17 protein-coding genes and 1 tRNA gene are annotated in these 18,581 nt (G+C 59.6%); 9 read left to right on the plus strand and 9 right to left on the minus strand.

The genetic code is table 11. The annotated features are described in order from the left end of the window. Nucleotides 1-457: 457 nt before the first annotated feature. The 7 genes from A4R35_RS14585 (at nt 458) to A4R35_RS14615 (ending at nt 9,404) form a co-directional block, all read left to right on the plus strand. The gene (locus A4R35_RS14585; RefSeq protein WP_112430579.1) at nt 458-1,156 is read left to right on the plus strand and encodes a response regulator transcription factor; all 699 of its coding nucleotides are present in this window, start codon (nt 458-460) and stop codon (nt 1,154-1,156) included. Further along, nucleotides 1,153-2,475: a sensor histidine kinase gene (locus tag A4R35_RS14590; RefSeq protein WP_112430581.1), complete on the plus strand. Its 1,323-nt coding sequence runs from the start codon at nt 1,153-1,155 to the stop codon at nt 2,473-2,475. The genes A4R35_RS14585 and A4R35_RS14590 overlap by 4 nt, the downstream gene beginning before the upstream one ends. 331 nt (nt 2,476-2,806) lie before the next feature. Next, nucleotides 2,807-3,571: a DUF5666 domain-containing protein gene (locus A4R35_RS14595; protein ID WP_112430583.1), complete on the plus strand. Its 765-nt coding sequence runs from the start codon at nt 2,807-2,809 to the stop codon at nt 3,569-3,571. 63 nt (nt 3,572-3,634) lie between these two features. Next, on the plus strand, nt 3,635-5,047 hold the full coding sequence (locus A4R35_RS24330; protein WP_189361820.1) for an efflux RND transporter periplasmic adaptor subunit: 1,413 nt from the start codon (nt 3,635-3,637) through the stop codon (nt 5,045-5,047). Continuing rightward, a complete protein-coding gene (locus tag A4R35_RS14605; protein ID WP_112430585.1) occupies nt 5,048-5,845 on the plus strand; it encodes an ABC transporter ATP-binding protein in 798 nt (265 codons plus the stop codon). Further along, nucleotides 5,842-7,176 (plus strand): ABC transporter permease, encoded by a 1,335-nt coding sequence (locus A4R35_RS14610; protein WP_112430587.1) that lies wholly within the window; start codon nt 5,842-5,844, stop codon nt 7,174-7,176. Before A4R35_RS14605 ends, A4R35_RS14610 begins: the two co-directional genes overlap by 4 nt. Nucleotides 7,177-7,886: 710 nt before the next feature. Beyond that, the gene (locus A4R35_RS14615; RefSeq protein ID WP_112430590.1) at nt 7,887-9,404 is read left to right on the plus strand and encodes a phospholipase C; all 1,518 of its coding nucleotides are present in this window, start codon (nt 7,887-7,889) and stop codon (nt 9,402-9,404) included. Nucleotides 9,405-9,592: 188 nt separating this feature from the next. Here the strand turns inward: A4R35_RS14615 and A4R35_RS14620 are convergent, their stop codons facing one another. The 3 genes from A4R35_RS14620 to A4R35_RS14630 all read right to left on the minus strand — a co-directional run bounded on the left by A4R35_RS14620 (nt 9,593) and on the right by A4R35_RS14630 (nt 13,035). Continuing rightward, the gene (locus A4R35_RS14620; protein WP_223258345.1) at nt 9,593-11,017 is read right to left on the minus strand and encodes a YlbE family protein; all 1,425 of its coding nucleotides are present in this window, start codon (nt 11,015-11,017) and stop codon (nt 9,593-9,595) included. After that, a complete protein-coding gene (fdrA, locus tag A4R35_RS14625; RefSeq protein ID WP_112430594.1) occupies nt 11,007-12,614 on the minus strand; it encodes an acyl-CoA synthetase FdrA in 1,608 nt (535 codons plus the stop codon). The genes A4R35_RS14620 and fdrA overlap by 11 nt, the downstream gene beginning before the upstream one ends. Before the next feature lie 349 nt (nt 12,615-12,963). After that, a tRNA-Lys gene (locus A4R35_RS14630) sits at nt 12,964-13,035 on the minus strand. Nucleotides 13,036-13,928: 893 nt separating this feature from the next. On the opposite strand from A4R35_RS14630, the gene A4R35_RS14635 reads away from it, so the two are divergent. Beyond that, the gene (locus tag A4R35_RS14635) at nt 13,929-14,324 is read left to right on the plus strand and encodes a response regulator (protein WP_112430596.1); all 396 of its coding nucleotides are present in this window, start codon (nt 13,929-13,931) and stop codon (nt 14,322-14,324) included. A 337-nt stretch (nt 14,325-14,661) separates the two neighbouring features. Then, nucleotides 14,662-14,919, plus strand: coding sequence for a YtxH domain-containing protein (locus tag A4R35_RS24335; protein ID WP_170293340.1), 258 nt, complete (start codon nt 14,662-14,664; stop codon nt 14,917-14,919). Between the two features lie 222 nt (nt 14,920-15,141). On the opposite strand, the gene A4R35_RS14645 is transcribed toward A4R35_RS24335, so the two are convergent. The 6 genes from A4R35_RS14645 to A4R35_RS14670 all read right to left on the minus strand — a co-directional run bounded on the left by A4R35_RS14645 (nt 15,142) and on the right by A4R35_RS14670 (nt 18,402). Next, nucleotides 15,142-15,396, minus strand: a complete 255-nt coding sequence (locus A4R35_RS14645) for a hypothetical protein (protein WP_112430600.1) — start codon at nt 15,394-15,396, stop codon at nt 15,142-15,144. Beyond that, nucleotides 15,347-15,748, minus strand: coding sequence for a carboxymuconolactone decarboxylase family protein (locus tag A4R35_RS14650; RefSeq protein ID WP_112430602.1), 402 nt, complete (start codon nt 15,746-15,748; stop codon nt 15,347-15,349). Before A4R35_RS14650 ends, A4R35_RS14645 begins: the two co-directional genes overlap by 50 nt. Then, on the minus strand, nt 15,749-15,997 hold the full coding sequence (locus A4R35_RS14655; RefSeq protein WP_112430604.1) for a carboxymuconolactone decarboxylase family protein: 249 nt from the start codon (nt 15,995-15,997) through the stop codon (nt 15,749-15,751). Nucleotides 15,998-16,137: 140 nt separating this feature from the next. Beyond that, nucleotides 16,138-16,749 carry a Bpu10I family restriction endonuclease gene (locus tag A4R35_RS14660; protein WP_399357520.1) on the minus strand — a complete coding sequence of 204 codons (612 nt, stop codon included), beginning with the start codon at nt 16,747-16,749 and terminating at the stop codon, nt 16,138-16,140. A gap of 307 nt (nt 16,750-17,056) precedes the next feature. Next, complete coding sequence (locus A4R35_RS14665) at nt 17,057-17,674, minus strand: hypothetical protein (protein WP_146747227.1); 618 nt, start codon at nt 17,672-17,674, stop codon at nt 17,057-17,059. After that, complete coding sequence (locus A4R35_RS14670; RefSeq protein WP_223258507.1) at nt 17,644-18,402, minus strand: DNA methyltransferase; 759 nt, start codon at nt 18,400-18,402, stop codon at nt 17,644-17,646. The genes A4R35_RS14665 and A4R35_RS14670 overlap by 31 nt, the downstream gene beginning before the upstream one ends. Between the last annotated feature and the right edge of the window lie 179 nt (nt 18,403-18,581).

The following is an 18,581-nucleotide window of genomic DNA, read 5'->3' on the forward strand; positions in this document are numbered from 1 at the left end:
CAGGTCAGGCGGCGAAGCTGGCAAGTGGCATGGTATCTTACTTTAAAGTTTCTTTACATATCCGTCATACTTTTCTGAACTCTTCTCTGTATACTTGAGCAGCGACCGGGTATCCTCCAGTAGGGATGGTGGCCTGCCAAATCTCCTGCCACCGGTGGTTCTTGCATGGTGGCAGGCCACCTCCCCCTGCTGCGGCCAATGAGCCTGGCTGCCAGAGGCAGTGGTCAGGGGCACCTCGCCCGGCCTGGCCTGGAGGAGGGGCCTGCTGCCCTGCCAATGAAGGCCTGGTTCTGGCCTGCCATGACCTACTACCGGGCTTCACAGCCTCAAGTGCAGACAAGGCGGGGTAGATGAGACAAAGAGACGCTGAAACGCAGATAGTAAGGCGTGCTCGATGCGCTCGCTAAGCGTAGCGCCTTCCCTGGCTGCCTTGTGAGGAGATGCCAGAGCTGAGCATATGAGATTGCTGGTCATTGAAGACGAGCCTGATATCGCGCACGCGCTCGCGAAGGGGTTGCGCCAGCGTGGCTATGCTGTAGATGTCGCCTACGATGGGGAGCGCGGTTGCATGCTGGCCGAAGTCAATGACTACGACCTGGTTGTTCTCGATCTCAATTTACCCGGCCTCGATGGCCTGGAGGTGTGTCGTCGCCTCCGCGCACTTCGTCCCGCTTTACTCATCCTCATGTTAACTGCCCGCAGCAAGCCGGATGAGCGGGTGGCCGGCCTGGAGCTAGGGGCTGATGATTATCTGGTCAAGCCCTTCTACTTCGCCGAGCTGGTGGCTCGTATTGGGGCCTTGCTGCGCCGCGATCTCCGCGGGCGTGAGCCGCTCCTCTGCTACGCCGATCTGAAACTTGACCCGGTGGCGCGCGTGGTCTGGCGGGGTAATCAGCGCCTCTCGCTGACCGGCAAAGAGTTCGGCATTTTGGAATATCTGATGCGCCACCAGGGCGAGGTCGTCAGTCAGGAAACGCTCCTTGAGCACGTTTGGGATTCGCAGGCTAATCCGTTCACCAATACGGTGCGCGTGCACATCAATTCACTGCGACGCAAGCTGGGAGACGTCGCTGAGGCGCCGCGCTATATCGAAACGGTCGTTGGCCAGGGCTACCGTCTCGGTCCGCTCTCTGCCCCATCGGAGGAGAAAGCATGACCAGATTCTCTTTCCCGTTCCTGCGCCTCCCGCGTCTACATCAGAGGAGGCGCTTTTTGCCGCTACGTTTACGTATCGCCATTGGCTCCGCTGCGCTGGTCTTTGTACTCAGTTTCTCGCTTCTCTTCTTTATCAATATTGCAGCCATTAATGGTTTCTCTCGCATCATCCACAGTAGTGGACTGGACCGGCCACGCACCACGGTTTTGCCCAATGGTACGCGTCTCAGGAATACGCTGCCGCCCTTGCCGGCCCCGCTGGCGGAGCGCCTGGCCGAGAGCTTCGCCCGCGGTCATCTCAATCCTATTGAGCGCGCCCTCTTGCTGGAGCTGCAGAGTATCTCGCTGATTGGCCTGGCCCTGGTAGCGGTGCTGGGCGGATTTGGGGCCTACTGGCTGGCGGGCACCGCTCTGCGCCCCCTGCGTCAGGTCAGCAATGCGGCGCGGCGCATTAGTGTTGAGACGCTCGATACACGTCTGGCGCTGACGGGGCCACGCGATGAGATTAAGGAGCTGGCCGACGCCTTTGATGCCATGCTGGCCCGGCTGGGCGAAACCTTTGCTCAACAGGGGCGCTTTGTTGCCAACGTGGCCCACGAGCTGCGCACACCCCTGGCGGCCATGCGCGCCAGCCTGGAAGTCGTGACCAGTGATCCACAGGCGACGCTGGAGGATTATCAGGAGATGGCTGCTGCTCAGGAGCGCGCGCTTAGCCGTCTCGAATCGCTCGTCTCTAATATGCTGCTGCTTGTCAAGAGCGAGCAGCCGCTGCGCAACCGCTGTGAGGTCAGCCTGGGGCCGCTGCTGGAGGAGGTCCTCCAGGAACTGCAGCCGCTGGCCCAGGAACATGGGGTCAGTCTCGTGCTTGAGAATCTGCCCGATCTGGTCGTGATCGGCGACGAGCTACTGCTGGCACGCGTCTTCTCCAACCTGATCGAGAACGCGATCTGTTACAATCGCCCGGGCGGTGAAGTGCGTGTCAATGGTCTGGAGGCCGAAGGGCAGGCACGTGTTACCGTTGCCGACACAGGGATTGGTATTCCTCCTGAGGAGCAGGGGCTTATCTTCGACCGCTTCTATCGTGTTGATAGCTCGCGCTCGCGTCACAGTGGGGGAGCTGGGCTTGGCCTCTCGATTGTCGCGGCCATTGTGCAGCAGCATCATGGCCACATCAGCCTCTGGAGCGAGCCGGGGCGTGGCAGCATCTTCACTGTTTCCTTGCCGTTAGTTCAGAGTGAGCTGGCCGCCAGTGCTCATGCCGCCCTACCGTCGGCTGCCGGACGTGCTGGCTCCGAAATGCCAGTATTCGCCGGGAGATAACTTTCGCCTTTTCGGCAGCAGGAGAGAGACCCTGCTCACTGGCCAGGACAACTGTTCCCACAGGTCTGGCAAGCGGCCAGGATCTCAGCTGAGAGCTTTCTTCTTCCTGGCAGGCCTGCCCTCGGCCCACCTATTTTCTAGCGAGATCAACCCACGACCCTTTGAGCGCAGGTTAAGCTGCTCGATGGCTGGCAAAGCCAGAGCAGTACCAGGAGAAACGGACCAAGACCTGACTGGCGGACTATCTTAACAGAGATTTTATTATCCATCAGCTAGATTCCCTCATGTGACGAGACCCATAGAGTGTTTAAGCGAAGGGAGTCACCGCACCATGATTGTTGTCAGGCAAGCAGCGCGTCGGCTGCTGCGCTGTGCCGCTGGCTTGCTCTCGCTGACGGCTCTCCTGTTATTGGTGGCCTGTGGCACCAACAGCAACAGTGCCGCCGGGGGCGTCAGCGCCTCTGCTTCCGCGACTCCCACCTGTCCCCCTACCCCACGCTTTCAGAGCGTGAGCGGGACGGTGCAGAGCGTGAGTACTGGCTCCTTCACAGTGCTGGATCGGCAGGGTCAGAGCAAGCAGGTCGTCTACACCAGCAGTACGCGCTTTACAAAGCAGGTGCAGGAGAAGGTTAGCGACCTCAAGGAGGGGGAACAGGTCACGGTCTTTGTAAGCCAGAACTCGGACGGTACCTACTCCGCTGTCTCTATTACCGCGGGGAGCGGTCAGGCGGGCTTCGCGAGTAATGGCCAAGGCTCACGCCAGGGCTTCGGTGGCAATCGTGGCAACTTCAACGCCGCCTGTTTCCGGCGCCAGAGTCAGGCTGTTTCCGGTGCTAACGGCACAAGCAGTCAAAACTCGCGTGCGGTGCGCGGTAGCATTACCCAGATCGCCGGCAATCAGCTGACAGTGACCGATAGCAGCGGCAGCAACTTCGTGCTGACCTTGACCAGCACCACGCGCATCGTTGAGACCGAGGCTGCCAGGGCGAGCGATCTCAAGAGCGGGGTGACGGTGCTGGTCGTTGGTTCCAATGGCAGCCAGGGTCAGCTGACCGCCTCCAGTGTCACCATCAATCCCCAGATGCAGGGGAGGTAAGGAATGAAGGCAGGTTGATAGCAGAAGCGAACAAGGAGCCTTCTTCTGAAAGGAGATGTAAGCATGTCCGATGTCGAGACGAATCTCCAGCCGTTACTGGAGGACGAAGGGAGTGAGATCGCTACAGAGGAAGCGGCGCATTTCGATACCAAGCTCACTTTGCCGCCGCGCCGCCGGCGCCGCCGCGGTTGGGTGATTGCCACAGTGCTGGTCGTCGTTTTGCTGCTGGCCGCAGGGGGAGTGCTGTCCTACATGCATCTGACGGCGCAGCAGAAGCCTCAGTATACGGAGGCGACGGTGACCACCGGCAACCTCTCAGTGACCGTCTCGGGCACCGGTCCCATCATGCCGCGGGCCCAATACAATCTGAACTTCCCCAGCTCGGTGGGTGGTCAGATCAGCGAGATCGATGTGCAGGTGGGTCAGCAGGTGACCAAAGGCCAGGTGCTGGCGAAAGTCGACTCTCCCTCGCTGCAGGACGCCGTGACGCAGGCCCAGCAAGCGGTGAACAACGCGCAAACGGCCTACAACGATGCGGTCAACAGCGGGGCTTCGCAATCGCAGCTTGATCAGCTCCAGGGCCAGCTCCAGAGCGCTGAGGATCAGCTGACAGCGGCCCAGCACAATCTGGCCCAGACTGTGCTGACAGCTCCCTCCAATGGAACGATCGTCGCCATTAATGGGACGGTCGGCCAGACGCCTGGTACAACAGGCTCCAGCTCCGGTTCCTCTGGCGGCAGCGGGAGTAGCGCCTTTATGGTGCTTGTTGATACCAGCTCGCTGACGATCGCCGCGGCTGTCAATGAGGCTGACATTGCCAATGTCCGGATAGGTCAGCCAGCCTCCTTCACGGTTGCAGCCTATCCTAACCAGACCTTCCATGCGACCGTTTCCTCGATCGATATTCTTGGCCAGAACTCTTCCAATGTGGTGAGCTATACCGTTGATCTGACGGTCAATCAGAACAGCCTCAACGGGGCTCACATTTATCCGGGCATGACTGCCACGGTCAATATCACAACTCAGCAGCGCATCGGCGTGCTGCTGGTGCCAAACCAGGCGCTGACGTTCACCAACGAGGCGGTGCAGGTTGGGGCCATCAGCCGACAGTCGCTGGCGCAGGTCTATCGCAATGCCGGCGCCTCCTTTGGCCAGAGTAATGCCAATACTAGCGGGGCCAGCAGCTCCAGCCCGAGCAGCTCTGGCAGCAGTAGCAGTGGAAGCACGCATGTGGTGCTGACGCTGCGCAATGGTCAATTGGTCCCGGTGGTGATTCAGACGGGCCTGACCAATGGCACCTATACCGAGGTGCTCTCGGGCCTGCAGGACGGCGACCAGGTGGTAGTCAGTGCGACTGGTGGCGTCTTCTCTAACCTCTCCACGACTACCACGAGCACTGGTGGCGGTGGCCTGGGTGGGAATGGCTTCGGTGGCGGTGGCGCGCGCTTCTTCGGCGGAGGAGGAGGTGGCCGCTAAATGGAGCAGCGTGAGCAGTGGCAGGCTGATGGACATCGCGCCTATCCACTGGTGCGAGTCCGTCAGCTTGTCAAGAACTATTACCTGGGTCACACAGTCGTGCCAGCTCTGCGGGGGGTTGATCTCGATGTCTGGCCGGGCGAGTTAGTGGCCCTCATGGGTCCCTCTGGCTCGGGCAAATCAACCTTCATGAATCTGCTCGGCTGCCTGGACCAGCCGACGGCGGGCCGTTACCTGCTCAATGGGGTGCCGGTCGATGAGCTTAGCCCCAATGAGCTGGCCGACGTGCGCAATCGCTCGATCGGCTTCGTCTTCCAGAATTTCAACCTCTTGCCCTGGATGTCTGCCCTGGAGAATGTCGAGCTGCCGCTGACCTATATGCAGATGCCCGCCGAGGAGCGTAGGAGACGGGCGGAGATTGCTCTGACGCTGGTGGGCTTGCGCACGCGCGCTCTCCATCGTCCGACAGAGATGTCCGGTGGTCAGCAGCAGCGCGTGGCCATTGCGCGTGCCCTGGTAACGTCGCCGACTCTGCTCCTGGCCGACGAGCCAACGGGGAACCTGGATAGCCAGACCAGTATTCAGATCATGGGCATCCTGCAGGAGCTGAATCGTCGTGGCCTGACCATTATTCTGGTGACGCACGAGGCCGATATCGCCTCCTATTGCCGTCGCCAGGTGCGTTTCCGCGATGGGCGCGTCGTGGGCGACACGCTCAATCCCGAACCACTGCAGGCGCGCTTGCAGCTCACCCATGATCACAATCAGGAACAGGAGGGAAGGAAGGTGACCTCATGAGCTTTCTGAGGCCCGAGACTGGTGCACAGCATGCCACGGTGCCGCAGCCGGCGCCGCTGGACCGCAGCGCTTTCCTGCCTCCCGTTCACAAATATCGGCGGGCCCGCGGCTTCTCTGCCGTCTACCAGGGAACTCGCAGCGCGCTGCGAGCCTTGCGTGCTAACGCGCTGCGCTCCTTGCTGACTTCGCTGGGGATCATTATCGGCGTCGGCGCTGTGATTATGATGATCTCGATCAGCGAGGGAAACGCCGCTACCATTAATCAGCGGCTCTCCTCTCTCAATCCAACCCAGCTCACGGTCTTCCCCGGTAGCGCCCGCGGCACCGGAGGGGTCAGCGCCGGCCTGGGGTCCGCCCAGTCGCTGACGCTGGACGATGCCAACGCCATCGCTCAGCTCCCCCATGTGACCGCTGTCAGTCCTTTGATTAATACCCAGGGGCAGCTGGTGGCCGGTGACCAGAACTGGTCAACCTCGGTGGTCGGCGTGGCTCCCCCGTATCAACAGATCGGAGGCTGGCAGCTTCAGGATGGCAACTTCATCTCGCAGGACGATGAGGATAGTGGCCATACCGTAGCTGTGCTCGGGCAGACGGTGGTCGATAACCTTTTTGGCCCGGGCGCCGATCCAGTAGGGCAGAGTGTGCGGATCAATGGCGTCCCCTTTACGGTGATCGGGGTCCTGGCTCCCAAGGGAACCACCGGTGGGCGCAACGCCGATGACGTGGTCTATGTGCCCTATACCACCGCTCGTCAGCGTCTGAGTGGTGGGCGCTCCCTGGGCCAGATCGTGCTGACCGCTGATAGCACCTCCGATGTCGGCCTGGTGCAAAATGAGGTCGAGCAGTTGCTGGAGCAGCGGCACAACATTTCTAATCCGCAGCTCGATGACTTCCAGATCTCTAATCAGCTCCAGGTCCTGCAGTCGGTGCAGGGGACCAATCAGGCCCTGACGATCCTGCTGGTCAGTGTGGCCTCGGTCTCGCTGGTGGTCGGCGGTATTGGCATCATGAACATCATGCTGGTCTCGGTGACCGAGCGGACGCGTGAGATCGGTATTCGCATTGCTATCGGGGCTCGTCCCCGTGATGTGATGACGCAGTTCTTGATCGAGGCTCTGGTGCTGAGTGTCCTGGGCGGACTGATCGGTATCGTGCTGGGCCCTGTCGGGGCTTTGGTGCTGATGCATTTTACCAATACGCCCTTTGTGCTCGATCCGCTCTCGGTGTTGCTGGCTTTCGGGGTCTCTGCCCTGGTCGGCATCATCTTCGGCTTCTATCCAGCACAGCGGGCGGCGCGCCTTGATCCGATTGTCGCCTTGCGCACCGAGTAAGCCTCTTTGCAAAGCAGGCGAGCCTGTTATCCTTTCGTTGATACCCTCAACTGCGCTCTGTCTGAGAAGAGGGGTGAGCACCCAGGAATGGCCTGCCCGCCTTCCTGACGTGCCCGCCCCTCTGGCACTCTTTCACGGCTACCCTCTGACTGATCGTAGCGGAACCGCCAGCTCTCTCAACGGCCAGAGTGCCCAAACGGTACAGGGGAGATGGCCGAGGAGCGTAATCAGGCTCGTGGCCCTGGCTGCTGGCTCTCTCTTTCCCCTGCTTGATCGATGATCCCTCCCACCACGGCCCTGGGCGGCTCGACCGCGATCGACGCTTTCGGCCCGGTTCGGTTGCCATGAGCTATCTCTCACCAGCTCAGGTCTCGATCGTACTCCTTCTCGCCTCAATGAGCGCCTGGCCAGAGCGTTGAGAAACAAAAAAATGATCGACGCTCTTGCTCGTTATTTTGTTGATGTGTATGAGAACGTGAATTTTTCGGCCTCCGCTATACTCAACATAGTCGCTATTCTTTAACCTGACCTTTGCGCCCGCTTAATCAAGGCGTGATACAATCCCTCATGGAGCTGCAAAGAAGACAGTCATTGCCGGGCAGACGACGCCTGGCGGCTGTCAGACGCGATACGGGATGATCAGAGGCTTACCGATTCCAGGCAGGACCAGTTTCTGGTCTCGTGAGCTTGCGGAAAGGTTGGAGCAAACGATGAAGCGCGTCTTTCAAGTCGGACTGGCTGTGTTGCTGATGGTCATTCTACTGGGAACGGTGGCCGCGGCAAGCGCACCGGCCCAGCTTCGGACAGGAGCAACGGCAGCGCGGCGCTCGACAATCACTCCTATTCAGCATCTCGTGGTCATCTTTGATGAGAACGTCTCTTTCGATCACTATTTCGCCACCTATCCCGTCGCGCTGAATCCTCCGGGCGAGCCGGCTTTCCATGCCAGACCTGGCACGCCCACCGTTAACGGATTGACTCCGAGCCTGTTGAATCACAACCCCAATCTTGCCAATCCCAAGCGGCTCGATCGCTCCCAGGCCCTGACCTGCGATCAGGATCACGGCTATACCGATGAGCAGAAGGCCTTTGATCGCGGCCTGATGGATAGCTTTGTGCAGTCGGTGGCTGGCTCAAGCTGCACCGATAAGTCGATCGTGCTGGACTACTACGATGGCAACACTGTCACTGCGCTCTGGAACTATGCCCAGCACTTCGCTATGAGCGATAACTCTTTCGGCACCACGTTTGGCCCCTCGACGCCAGGTGCGCTTAATCTGGTCTCTGGTCAGACGCATGGCGCCACGCCGGCCAATGTTCCCGGCTTAATCAGTAACGGGACGGTCATCAGCGATGTGCGTCCCGCCTTCGATGACTGCTCGGTGGGAACAACGGCTTCGCTGAGCGGCAAGAACATAGGGGATCTGCTCAATGCCAAGGGCATTACCTGGGGCTGGTTCCAGGGTGGTTTCCGCCCCACGGCGGTCAGTAATGGCAAGGCGGTCTGTGGCGCGGCACACAAGAACATTGGAGGGGTCACCGTCACCGACTACATCCCTCACCATGAGCCGTTTCAGTACTATCAATCGACCGCCAATCCCCATCATCTGCCGCCTTCCTCGGTGCATATGATCGGGCGCACCGACCAGGCCAATCATCAGTACGATCTCAGCGATTTCTGGGCGGCGCTGCAGGCTGGCAATCTGCCGGCGGTCAGCTTCCTGAAGCCTCCCGCCTATCAGGATGGTCACGCTGGCTACTCTGACCCGCTCGATGAACAGCAGTTTCTGGTCAACACGATCAATCGCCTGGAGCGCTCGGAGTACTGGGAGAGCATGGCCATCATTATCGCTTATGACGATTCAGATGGCTGGTACGATCATGTGATGGGGCCAATCGTGAACCGTTCTGCTGACTCGACCTACGATGCGCTCACGGGTCCGGGCCAGTGCGGAACGCCCCAGCCCGGCGCCTACTCGGGGCGCTGCGGCTATGGGCCACGTCTGCCCTTGCTGGTGATCTCGCCCTTTGCGCGGGTCAACTTCGTCGATCATACGGTGACTGATCAGACCTCGATTCTGCGCTTTATCGAAGATAACTGGCAGCTGGGGCGCATTGGCGATCAGTCTTTTGACGAGCTGGCTGGCCCCTTGACGCAGATGTTCGACTTCTCCGGCCCGCGTGCAGCGCGTCTCTTCCTCGATCCTGAGAGCGGCACGCCCCTCTAAGCAGTGGGGCGCCATTGCTCGCCTGCTCTGCCTGCCTGGATGGCTTGCCGTCAGCGCTTCCCCTTCCTGCGTCATTGACTGTGAATGCCGGGTGGCGAGGAGCCTGGGCCGTTGACCGGCGTGCCCAGGCTCCTCCTGCCATTGGCAGACGACTTAGTTGCAGGCGATCTGGCCGGGTTCGGGTCGTGTCAGGTAGCCTGACGGCTGTCGGCCAGGGCCTGCAGGGCGGAAATGAAGCATGCCATCGGCGGATGAACGATACCGGCCCCGACCTGACCGATGCCGGGCAGGCGGTGCGCAATGCCCGTATTGATCACCGGCGGCAGATTGAGGCGACAGACCTGACGGATATCAATGCCGGTCGGGGTCCCCTGGAAATTGAGAGAAGGCAGACTGAACTGTGGGTTCGTGGTCACAGTCAAGGCGTACATCTCACGGGTATAGCGCAAAGCGTCAGCGGGCGTGCCTCCGATAAACTGGACGATGGCTGGGGCCCCAGCCATCGCGAAGGCTCCCAGCCCGGCGGTCTCCGTAATAGCGCTATCCCCGATATCAGGATTGGCATCCTCGGGGCCGAAGCCAGCGAAATAGAGGCCTTGAATCGACTGGGCTGGTCCCACAAACCAGCGCTCTCCCAGCCCGCTCACGCGGATGCCGAAGTCGACCCCATTGCGCGCCATCGTGACTACCACGCTGCTGTTAGGCACATTCGACCCCGCCAACGTCATGGCCTTGGCCGCAGCCATTGATGGGTTCAGATGAAAATGGTCGTTGGAGGCGATGAAGCGCAGCACGCTGGCGGTTTCCGCACTGGAGGTCCCTGTTTCGACCAGTGCTGGAGCCAGCTGGCGCAGAAAGAGGGAAGTAGCCGCTTTATTGCGGTTATGACCCTCATCGCCCATGTGCAGAGCCTGGGCCAGCAGCGAGCGCAGATCAAGACCGCCGATATGGCGCAAGGCCCGACTCAGCGCCGGCCCGAGCACTTCCTGCATCCAGCGCAGGCGCTCGATGACCTCTGGTGCGTAGGCCCCATAACGCAGGACCTTGCCCAGTCCCTCATTCAAGGGAGCAAAGGTACGGTTGCCATGCACTCTATCCTCAACAATGAGCAGAGGCATCGAGGGCGAGACAATACCGGCCATTGGACCAACGGCATTATAGTGGTGGCATGGAGCGAAGGTAATGCTTCCCGTCTCTACCAGCTGCGTGGCCTCCTCCTCGTTGCCCGCCCAACCTTCGTAAAGGCAGGCACCAATAATGGCGCCCCGCATGGGTCCGCACATCCGCTCCCAGCTAATTGGCGGACCGGCGTGGAGCAGGGCATAGCCTCCTTCGGCCTCGCGGAAGAGGGGAATGAGAGTCCGAGCTGGCTGTACGTCGACCAGCACCGGCTCGGCGGCCAGCATACGCCCTACGGCAATCTCGTTGGCGCGATCGATGACGGGATCGGCCAACAGGCGCGCTAAGAGTGCGGGATCACCGGCGGGCGGGCGCCAGGCCACGCTGGTCACAGTGACGCCCTGGCTGCGCAGGGCCTCGGCAAAAAGCTCGGCCCCCACGTTGATGACGCTGAATGGTGAAAGGCTGGGTTGCTCTGGCGTGCTAGGCGACACTGCCGCTTTCCTCCTGCTCATAGAGTAACTGGACACAGTGCAGGGCTGCCTCGGCGTTGCTCATAAGGACGGTGGCCCCGGCTTCCTGCAGGCGCGCGGCCTGGACTGAGAGACGCTGTGGGTCGCCTTCGGTTCCGCAGAGCGAAACCACGATTGCGGGACGAGGGCCGCGGCGGCGAAGCTCTGCGATGACGGGCGCGTAGATGGCAGCCGGATCAGGATGGGCGCAATAGCCGAGCACCAGGTCGAGCAGAACCACCGCAACTCGCGGCTGGTCAGCCACGGTCTCAAGGGCCTGCAGGCGCTGGGAGGGATCGATCATCGGATGGGGACGTCCGCGGGTATATTCGTCGGCCCCGAAGTCGATGGCGCAGTGACCGGGGAGAGCAGTCAGACTGCTTTCGTGCAGACGCCAGGCCGGCTCTAACGGAATATTTGAATAAATAGGCCCCAGCAGGGCGCTCCAGAGCTGCATCGCCTCGTCACAGAGGGTACCGCCGGCGAAAAGGCCGACCAGGTGCCCGCTGGCCGAGGAGACGGCACAGGTTTGCCTGAGCCGCTCAAGGCGCGCGGCAATGGCGCCGGCGGGCGTGGTAGCCGCATGGTAGGAGGCGGGTGTGGCAGCAAGTTGAACAGCCAGGGTAGCGGCGTCGGTCAGGGTGCGGGCCACCACGACCCGACTGCCGTAGCGCTGCTCCAGGGCCTCATGGTCGGCGCCCAGAAAGCAGGTCACCACTGCCTTTGAGCCGCTTGCCGCCTCCTCTATCACGCGAGCCGCCACCTCCGGCGCGGGCGGCTTGGAGACCAGGACGATCACGCGCGTGTCCTCATCCTCTAGGAGCAGACGGATACCTGCCAGCGTAGTCAAGGCCCCCACCTCGCGGCTCAGGTCGCGCCCGCCGCTGCCGATGACCTGGGAGACGCCACTGCCCTGCTGAGCGATCAACGACATCACCTGCTGGATACCGGTGCCCGAAGCGCCGACGATGCCGATGGGGCCGCGTGGCACGACATTCACAAAGCCCAGGCCAACACCATGAAGCAGGGCCGTGCCGCAGTCTGGTCCCATCAGCAGCAGGCCACGCTGCTGAGCCAGCTGCTTCAAGGCAATTTCTTCCTGGAGCGGCACATTATCACTGAATAAAAAGACATGCAGGCCGGCGCGCAAGGCCAGCTCGGCCTCCAGGGCCGCATAGGGACCAGGAACCGAGATCATGGCCAGGCGAGCCTCGGGCTGGCGTCTAACGGCCTCTTCCAGAGAGTGTGGCGGCTGCGGGGAGGCAGCGAGCGCGAACTCGCCGTCGTGGAGGAGTGTCTTCTTCGGCTGGCGGGCGGTCAGCAACTCCTCAGCGGCCTGCAACGCCTGCTCGGCGGCCTCCGGCATAGTGGCTTTGACCACCAGCAGCAGATCTTCTGCTCCTGCTGTTACCCCGCCGGGATGAAGGCCGGTCTCGGCGAGGAGCTGAAGATTCGCCTCGGTAGCCATCACGGCGGCGGCGTTCTCGACGCCTGGCAACCCCTTGAGGGCCGTAGCGATCTGCATCAGGGTGATCGAATCAACGTAGGTACGTCGCCTGACCTGCGCTTGAATCACCATAGGTCCGATCCTTTTCTCCTGCTGAGCTGGCTGTTCGCCTAAGCGCGAGATACTAGACTGGCGCACTCTGCGCTAGCGAGACAGCCCCCGCGTGACTTGGCTGAATGAAGGTAAGGTAAGGTGACGCCTTGACTGGGTTGGCGATGATGGATGCTCGTGCTGGCCTCATCGCTCGCTGCCGCCAAGGCCTGCTCGCAGGAACGAGTCGGTGGCGACGAGAGGCGGCAGAAAAGCGAAGCCGGACCGGATGCGGGCTAGAAAAAACCAGCACCGCAGTGCTGCCGCATCCGGTCCGGATGGGTACTGCATCACATCAGGATACCGCAGGGGAGACGCCAGAAGAAAACAATGACCGCGGTGGGACTCGAACCCACGACCTTACGCTTAAAAGGCGCCTGCTCTACCGCTGAGCTACGCGGTCGGTGCAGGGAGGGTCACCGCCGAAAGGGGAAGGAAGAGACATTCCTCCCTGGCTCATGGCTAATGATACCATGCCTGTCAAGAAGAGGAGCGTCACTAAGGGGGTCGACCCCTGCCCTGTTCAGGCTTGCGTGAGACATGGCCCGCGCGCCTGGTTTGCCACCAGGGTGAGGCCGATGGCTTAAGACCAGCGTGTATAATGAAGGGGAGATGGACAAGGGGAGAAGGATAGGAGGCGGCCCTGGCCACGCTCGCTCATCCGCTGTCAGAGGAGAGGGCGCTGGCTGGCGGCTGGCGACCTTGTCTTGTCAGAGAGGGCGTGGTACACTTACCGATAAGCGCCACTGGGGAAAGCAAGATCTCGATGGCACTCGAAGGGATCAGAGGCGCTCTCTTGACAAGGACCAGGTTTGTGTATATCCTCATGTCGGTCTAGGGGCTGTTATCCCTGGGGACAGGTCTCTAGCTGCCCCGGCCCAGCTCAACGGTAGGGCCGCGGGCCCTGTATGTGTCACATACCTGCTATCTGATGCCGTGCAGGCAATTACGATGTTGAGCGGCGTGGACGCGCTGGCCGCAGCAACAGCTTTGTTGTGCCAGGGGGAGAGCGTGGTAGATAGGAAAAGGTAGCATGAGGTCAAAGCGGTCAGGGCCGCGCCAGTGCCGCTCTCCTCTCTGGCCAGTCGTGAGGACCAGCGGAAGGCCTGGCGGGCGGAAACCCGCCGTGAGGAACGGCCTGCCTTTTCCTCAGTTGAACAATAGGGAAACGTACCGGAACGGAAGGACAGCTAGGCGGCTATTAACAGGAGGCGGCGTCTATCCCTGTTCGTGATCCGGCCCGTCTCCTGCGGGGACGGGACCAGGCGGCAGAACGGGGGGCTGCGCCGAAAGAACGTGACCAAGCATATACTCGTTGTTGATGACAAAAACGAGCTGCTGCATCTGATGCGGCGAGTCCTGGAAGACGAGGAGTACCAGGTCTCCATTTTACAGCACGGGCGCGAGACGCTGGCGCGTGTCAAACGTGATCTGCCTGACCTGCTCATCCTCGATCTGCGACTGGGCGATGTCTCCGGTCAGGAGATCCTCAAGCAGCTACGTGCTGATCCTCTCACTCGAGAGGTCCCGGTTATTGTCTATACTGCCGCCGTGTTAGAGGCGGAGCAGGTGAGCAAGCTGGTGGCAGAGCAGCCAGGCTACTACCAGGGGGTGCATGTGGTGCAGAAGCCGTTTGAGCTAACCAACCTGCTGGCACTTGTCCAGCAGGTCCTCAATGAGCCGGCGCATTGAGCGTGCTGACTCTCTTTTGCAGGAGAACCGCCTGCTGACTGACGCTCAATGCCTGGCCTTTTCTCCTCCTGTCGTGGTACTGGTTGTCCACACCAGAGTCTGGCAGGCAGATCCGCGCGTACTATATTCAGGAGTCGAAACGCTCCGTTACAGCGGCAGGCTGGCGTCAGGAGAGGGCTATGCGGATCGTGTTCTGCCTCCAGCTAGTCTTTCGTCTTTTTCATGCCACTTCTACCTCTCCAGCGCCATTCCTTTGCCCGCCAGTGGCGTACTAAGACAAGCAAAGCAAGCAATAAGTGAGAGAGCTTTCTACAGAAAGAGAGGATGGACGATACCTATGAAATTTGTTGCCGGCTTACTCCTGGGTTTTGGGCTGGGTTTTGCCGCCGGTCTGCTGTTCGCGCCGCAGTCGGGCGAGGCGACTCGGGCGCAGCTTACGGAGCAGGGACTGCTGCTGCGTGATCGCTCGCTGGGACTGAGCCAGGAGCTGCGTCAGCGCGCGAACGAGGCCCTATCCCAGGGACGGGAGATCTACGAGCGCACCAAGGAGGAACTCAGCGAGCGCTATAGCAAGGCCAAGAGCGGCCAGCTCTAGGTCTTGTTCAGCTGAAGGGACTTGCTGGGTGCCTGGGGACTCTCCCTTCGGCTGTGGGGGCGCGAGGCAGGCCCGGGGGTGCCCTCTGGCGCGCTCAGGCGTAGATTGGATTAGTAGCAAGCAAGAAGGCAGGTGCCGCTGGCAGGCTGATCACAGAGGCTTGCGCGGGCCTGCCTGCCTGCCTTCTTCTTCTTCGTCTCAGCGTCTCGTCTCCTACCCGCTTCAAGAAGCGCCTGGGCGATCATACTGGCGCAGCAGACGATCCACCAGATTCCCAATCTCATGCCAGATATGGTGCTGATAGTCGAGCATGCGCGCCTGGGTCAGGTCGAACTCACGGTTGCCAGGATCGCTCTGGGCGTGCTCCTCAAACTGGCGAGCGAGCTTTAAAGACCGCTCGCCGCGGCTGTGTAAGTAGCGTGATAGCTCATACAGGTCCTTGATCAGGGCCTTCAGTTGCTCCTCGCTCGTAGCCATAGGCTTCTGTATCCTTCCTCTCTCCGCTGCCGCTGCCCCGTTGAGCCTCTTCCTTACTCCGAGAGCGGGTGGGTGGCTCAATATGGAGAGCATCCGCGAAGCGGTTGAAGCAGTTGAAGAGGCCGATCACCATCGCCAGCTCAACGATCTCACCGTCATCAAAATGGCTCTGCAGTTCGTCCCACAACTCTTCATCGATGTCGCGGGCCGAGGTCGTCATGATCTCGGCGAAGCGCAAAGCTACCAGCTCACGCGCCGTAAAGAGATGGCGGTGAGTATCGATGTGATAGAGCGCATCCAGCAGCTCCTCGCTGACGCCTAGCTGCCCTGCCAGGGCAGTATGGGCAGCCATTCAATAGTGGCAGTAGTTGACCTGGGAGACGCGGATCGCCAGCAGCTCTTTCAAGCGCGGCTCAACGCTGCCGCTACGCATGACTGTTTGCAGCAGCTGCATCGTCTGGCGCGCCACCTCGGGACGGTGGGCCATGACGCGAAACAGCTCCTGCATGGTAGCGAAAGCCTGAGTCTGGTGTTGATGTGACTCGCCTTCCGCGCCCGCGGGCCAGAAATTGCTGTCTTCAACCGGGGGGATGCGTGACATCGGACTCGCTTCATCCTGCTCTTTGGCTTTGTGATCATTCTAGCGAAAGGCAGACCCTGGGTGCAAGCACCTCCTGGCTGACTGTCGATGAAGACGGCGATCTGCAGATCTGCACCTGCAGCCCACTCGATAGGGAGGGATCAGAAGTATCCCTGGTCGAGCACCGTCTCCTCATCCAGCGTCTCTTGAGAGAGGAACTGATCAATATAGCTGATGAAAAGCTGAAAAACCTCCTCGCGGTAAGGATGGCTGCGCAGAAAAGTAAGATAGGTCCCTTTCAGACTTTGCCTCCCTTGGTAAGTGCTGAATTTCTCGCGTGTGGCCGCGCTGATTCTTTTTGCCTTGCGCAAGATCAGAACTCTATCAGTAGGCGTTGTGCCCGTGTTGATGGACTTCATATCCAGCCACTCGCAAAGGAGAAGATATTTGGCCAATGGCAGGGCTGATTTCAGATCCCGGGCTGTAGCACATGCCTCCTGGAACATAGTCTTATCCAGATTAGTTTTGCATTCGGTTGCTATGTAAGCTAAATTGGTCCTCAGTTCGAGTGATCCCTCAAAGGTGGGCGAGTGAGAGGCGCGGATGTAGAGAGGCAAGCTCAGAGCGAAGTCCTGGGCTTTCTGGCGAAGGGAGAGACCTCCTCCTGGCTCTCTCCTGATTAGGCTTGAGTCAAACCAGATGGCAGAAAAGCTTTCAACAGGTCCGAGGTGAATGCCTGGCGGTAGCTTATGACCAAGTAATGCCTGTACCAAGCGAGGAAGGAACTCCTCAATGATTGAGTTATCCAACTTGGTTTGGCCTTTCTGGCGATAGAGCCAGTCATGAGGGCTGTCAAAGATCAAGTTGATATCGAGATGCAGTCTGTATCATTCAATTCGCTTACCATGTAATGAAGAAGCTTTTGCGGCTGATATCTGTACTGAAGACTAATTGATTCTAAACTAGATATCCAAATATAATAATCTTTCAGAGCTTTCTCAACCAGCGGCTTATCGTCGTGAGGCAACTTCTCATTAAGGAGTGTCGCCGTTAGCTTATCCAGGTGAGGAGTAGGGAATTTCATAGGAGTCCTCCGATGGTATGCCTGGGATCGAAGAAGGGAGAAGGTTGCACACGCTGGGCTTTGCTGATGGCTTCCAAGATCTCCTGACCGGCAGGCGCCTCTGTATCTATTTGTTGAAATGCATCCCTGAGAATACAGAGAGCTAGGGAACGAGCAAAATCATCATTGAATGGAGGAAATGTAGAAGTCGATGCTAGGTGGAGTACATCCTCGTAGATGATCTCTCCGAACTTATTGAGAAACTTTCGTTCTTCGACCGAGGCCAGCTCTAGACCGGCCCCTCCTAGCGCGAGCGCGGTGATGAGCCTGCTGTTGCCGAGCCGCACGCCGCGGATGGTGGACTCGCGACCTATGACGATAACCAGGTGCCCATCCTCAACAAGCAGGCGTCGCATTTCTCGCAGGGCTGCTAGCATGTCTAAAGCGCACTGAATCACTGTGAGAAATCTGTTTTGGCGGTGTTTACGGTTGGCTCCAATCTCGGATTGAGCAACGGTGAGGAGGTTCCATCCCAGCTGTTCCATCACCGCTCGGTTGTTTTGATGGTAGTTGAAAACATTCATATAGGGAGGGGAGGTCACAATCAGCTGAACGCTTGTATTAGCCAGAGGCAAAGAGCGGGCATCATTGTGAAAGATATGATATTGGGCAACGCTATAGGGTAGATTTCTGATAATCGCAGCCAGCTCATGGAAAGATGTATACCAGTTATTCCCCTTTTTGTTTTTTTATTTTCAAAATATTTCATTAGTGTGTTTACTAGTATGATTCTTAAAAAGTGATCGTTCGTCTCTTTTATTAGAGAAAGCATAATCTCTTCTTTGGAGTGGGAATAGTCATCAACCCCAGGTTCCCCAGGTTCAAGATTACTAAGGGAGAAAAGGTCTATAAAGGCGGGCTGTAGCGCTTTCTTTAAAAGAGACTCTGCCTCCTGGATCAGATCCTGGCGTTCAGAGGGCGTCAGGCGGACAAAGTAGACTGTCCGAGCCAGCGCCACCGCTGCGGGATTGATATCGGCAGCGTAGCAGCTCAGGCCCTGACGTGCCGCCTCAAAAAGGGTCGTACCGCTGCCCACAAAGGGGTCCAGGACGACGGTCCCCTGCTCTGCATAGCGGTGCAAAAGCAGCTCGACCAGTTGAGGAGAGAACTGGCCGCGCCACGGAAAGAGACTGGTGCGCTCTCTCCTTTTCAAGTCGAGACGCCCTGCAGATGTGCGCCAGCCCTCTTGCAGCGAAATCGTCGCCTGCTCGAGGAGCCTGGCGCTTGACGAAAAGATATCCTTGGGTAGACTCTGCTCTATGGCCGCATCCAGGAGGCTCTGAGACGATTTCTGGTACATCATGCCGCTCAACGACCTTGAGTCTCCTCGCACCTGAGGGAAGTTCTCCTCTCCTCCTCGCTGTATTGTCCTTGCGGAGCCGGAGGAGCCAGAGCGCCATCGGTGGAATGGTGCGGCAACAGCCCTACGATTGCCGCGGGTGAGGCGTGTGGCTCCATTTTGCCACAGGCAGCTCAACCTGT

Source organism: Thermogemmatispora tikiterensis (genome assembly GCF_003268475.1).
GTDB lineage: Bacteria > Chloroflexota > Ktedonobacteria > Ktedonobacterales > Ktedonobacteraceae > Thermogemmatispora > Thermogemmatispora tikiterensis.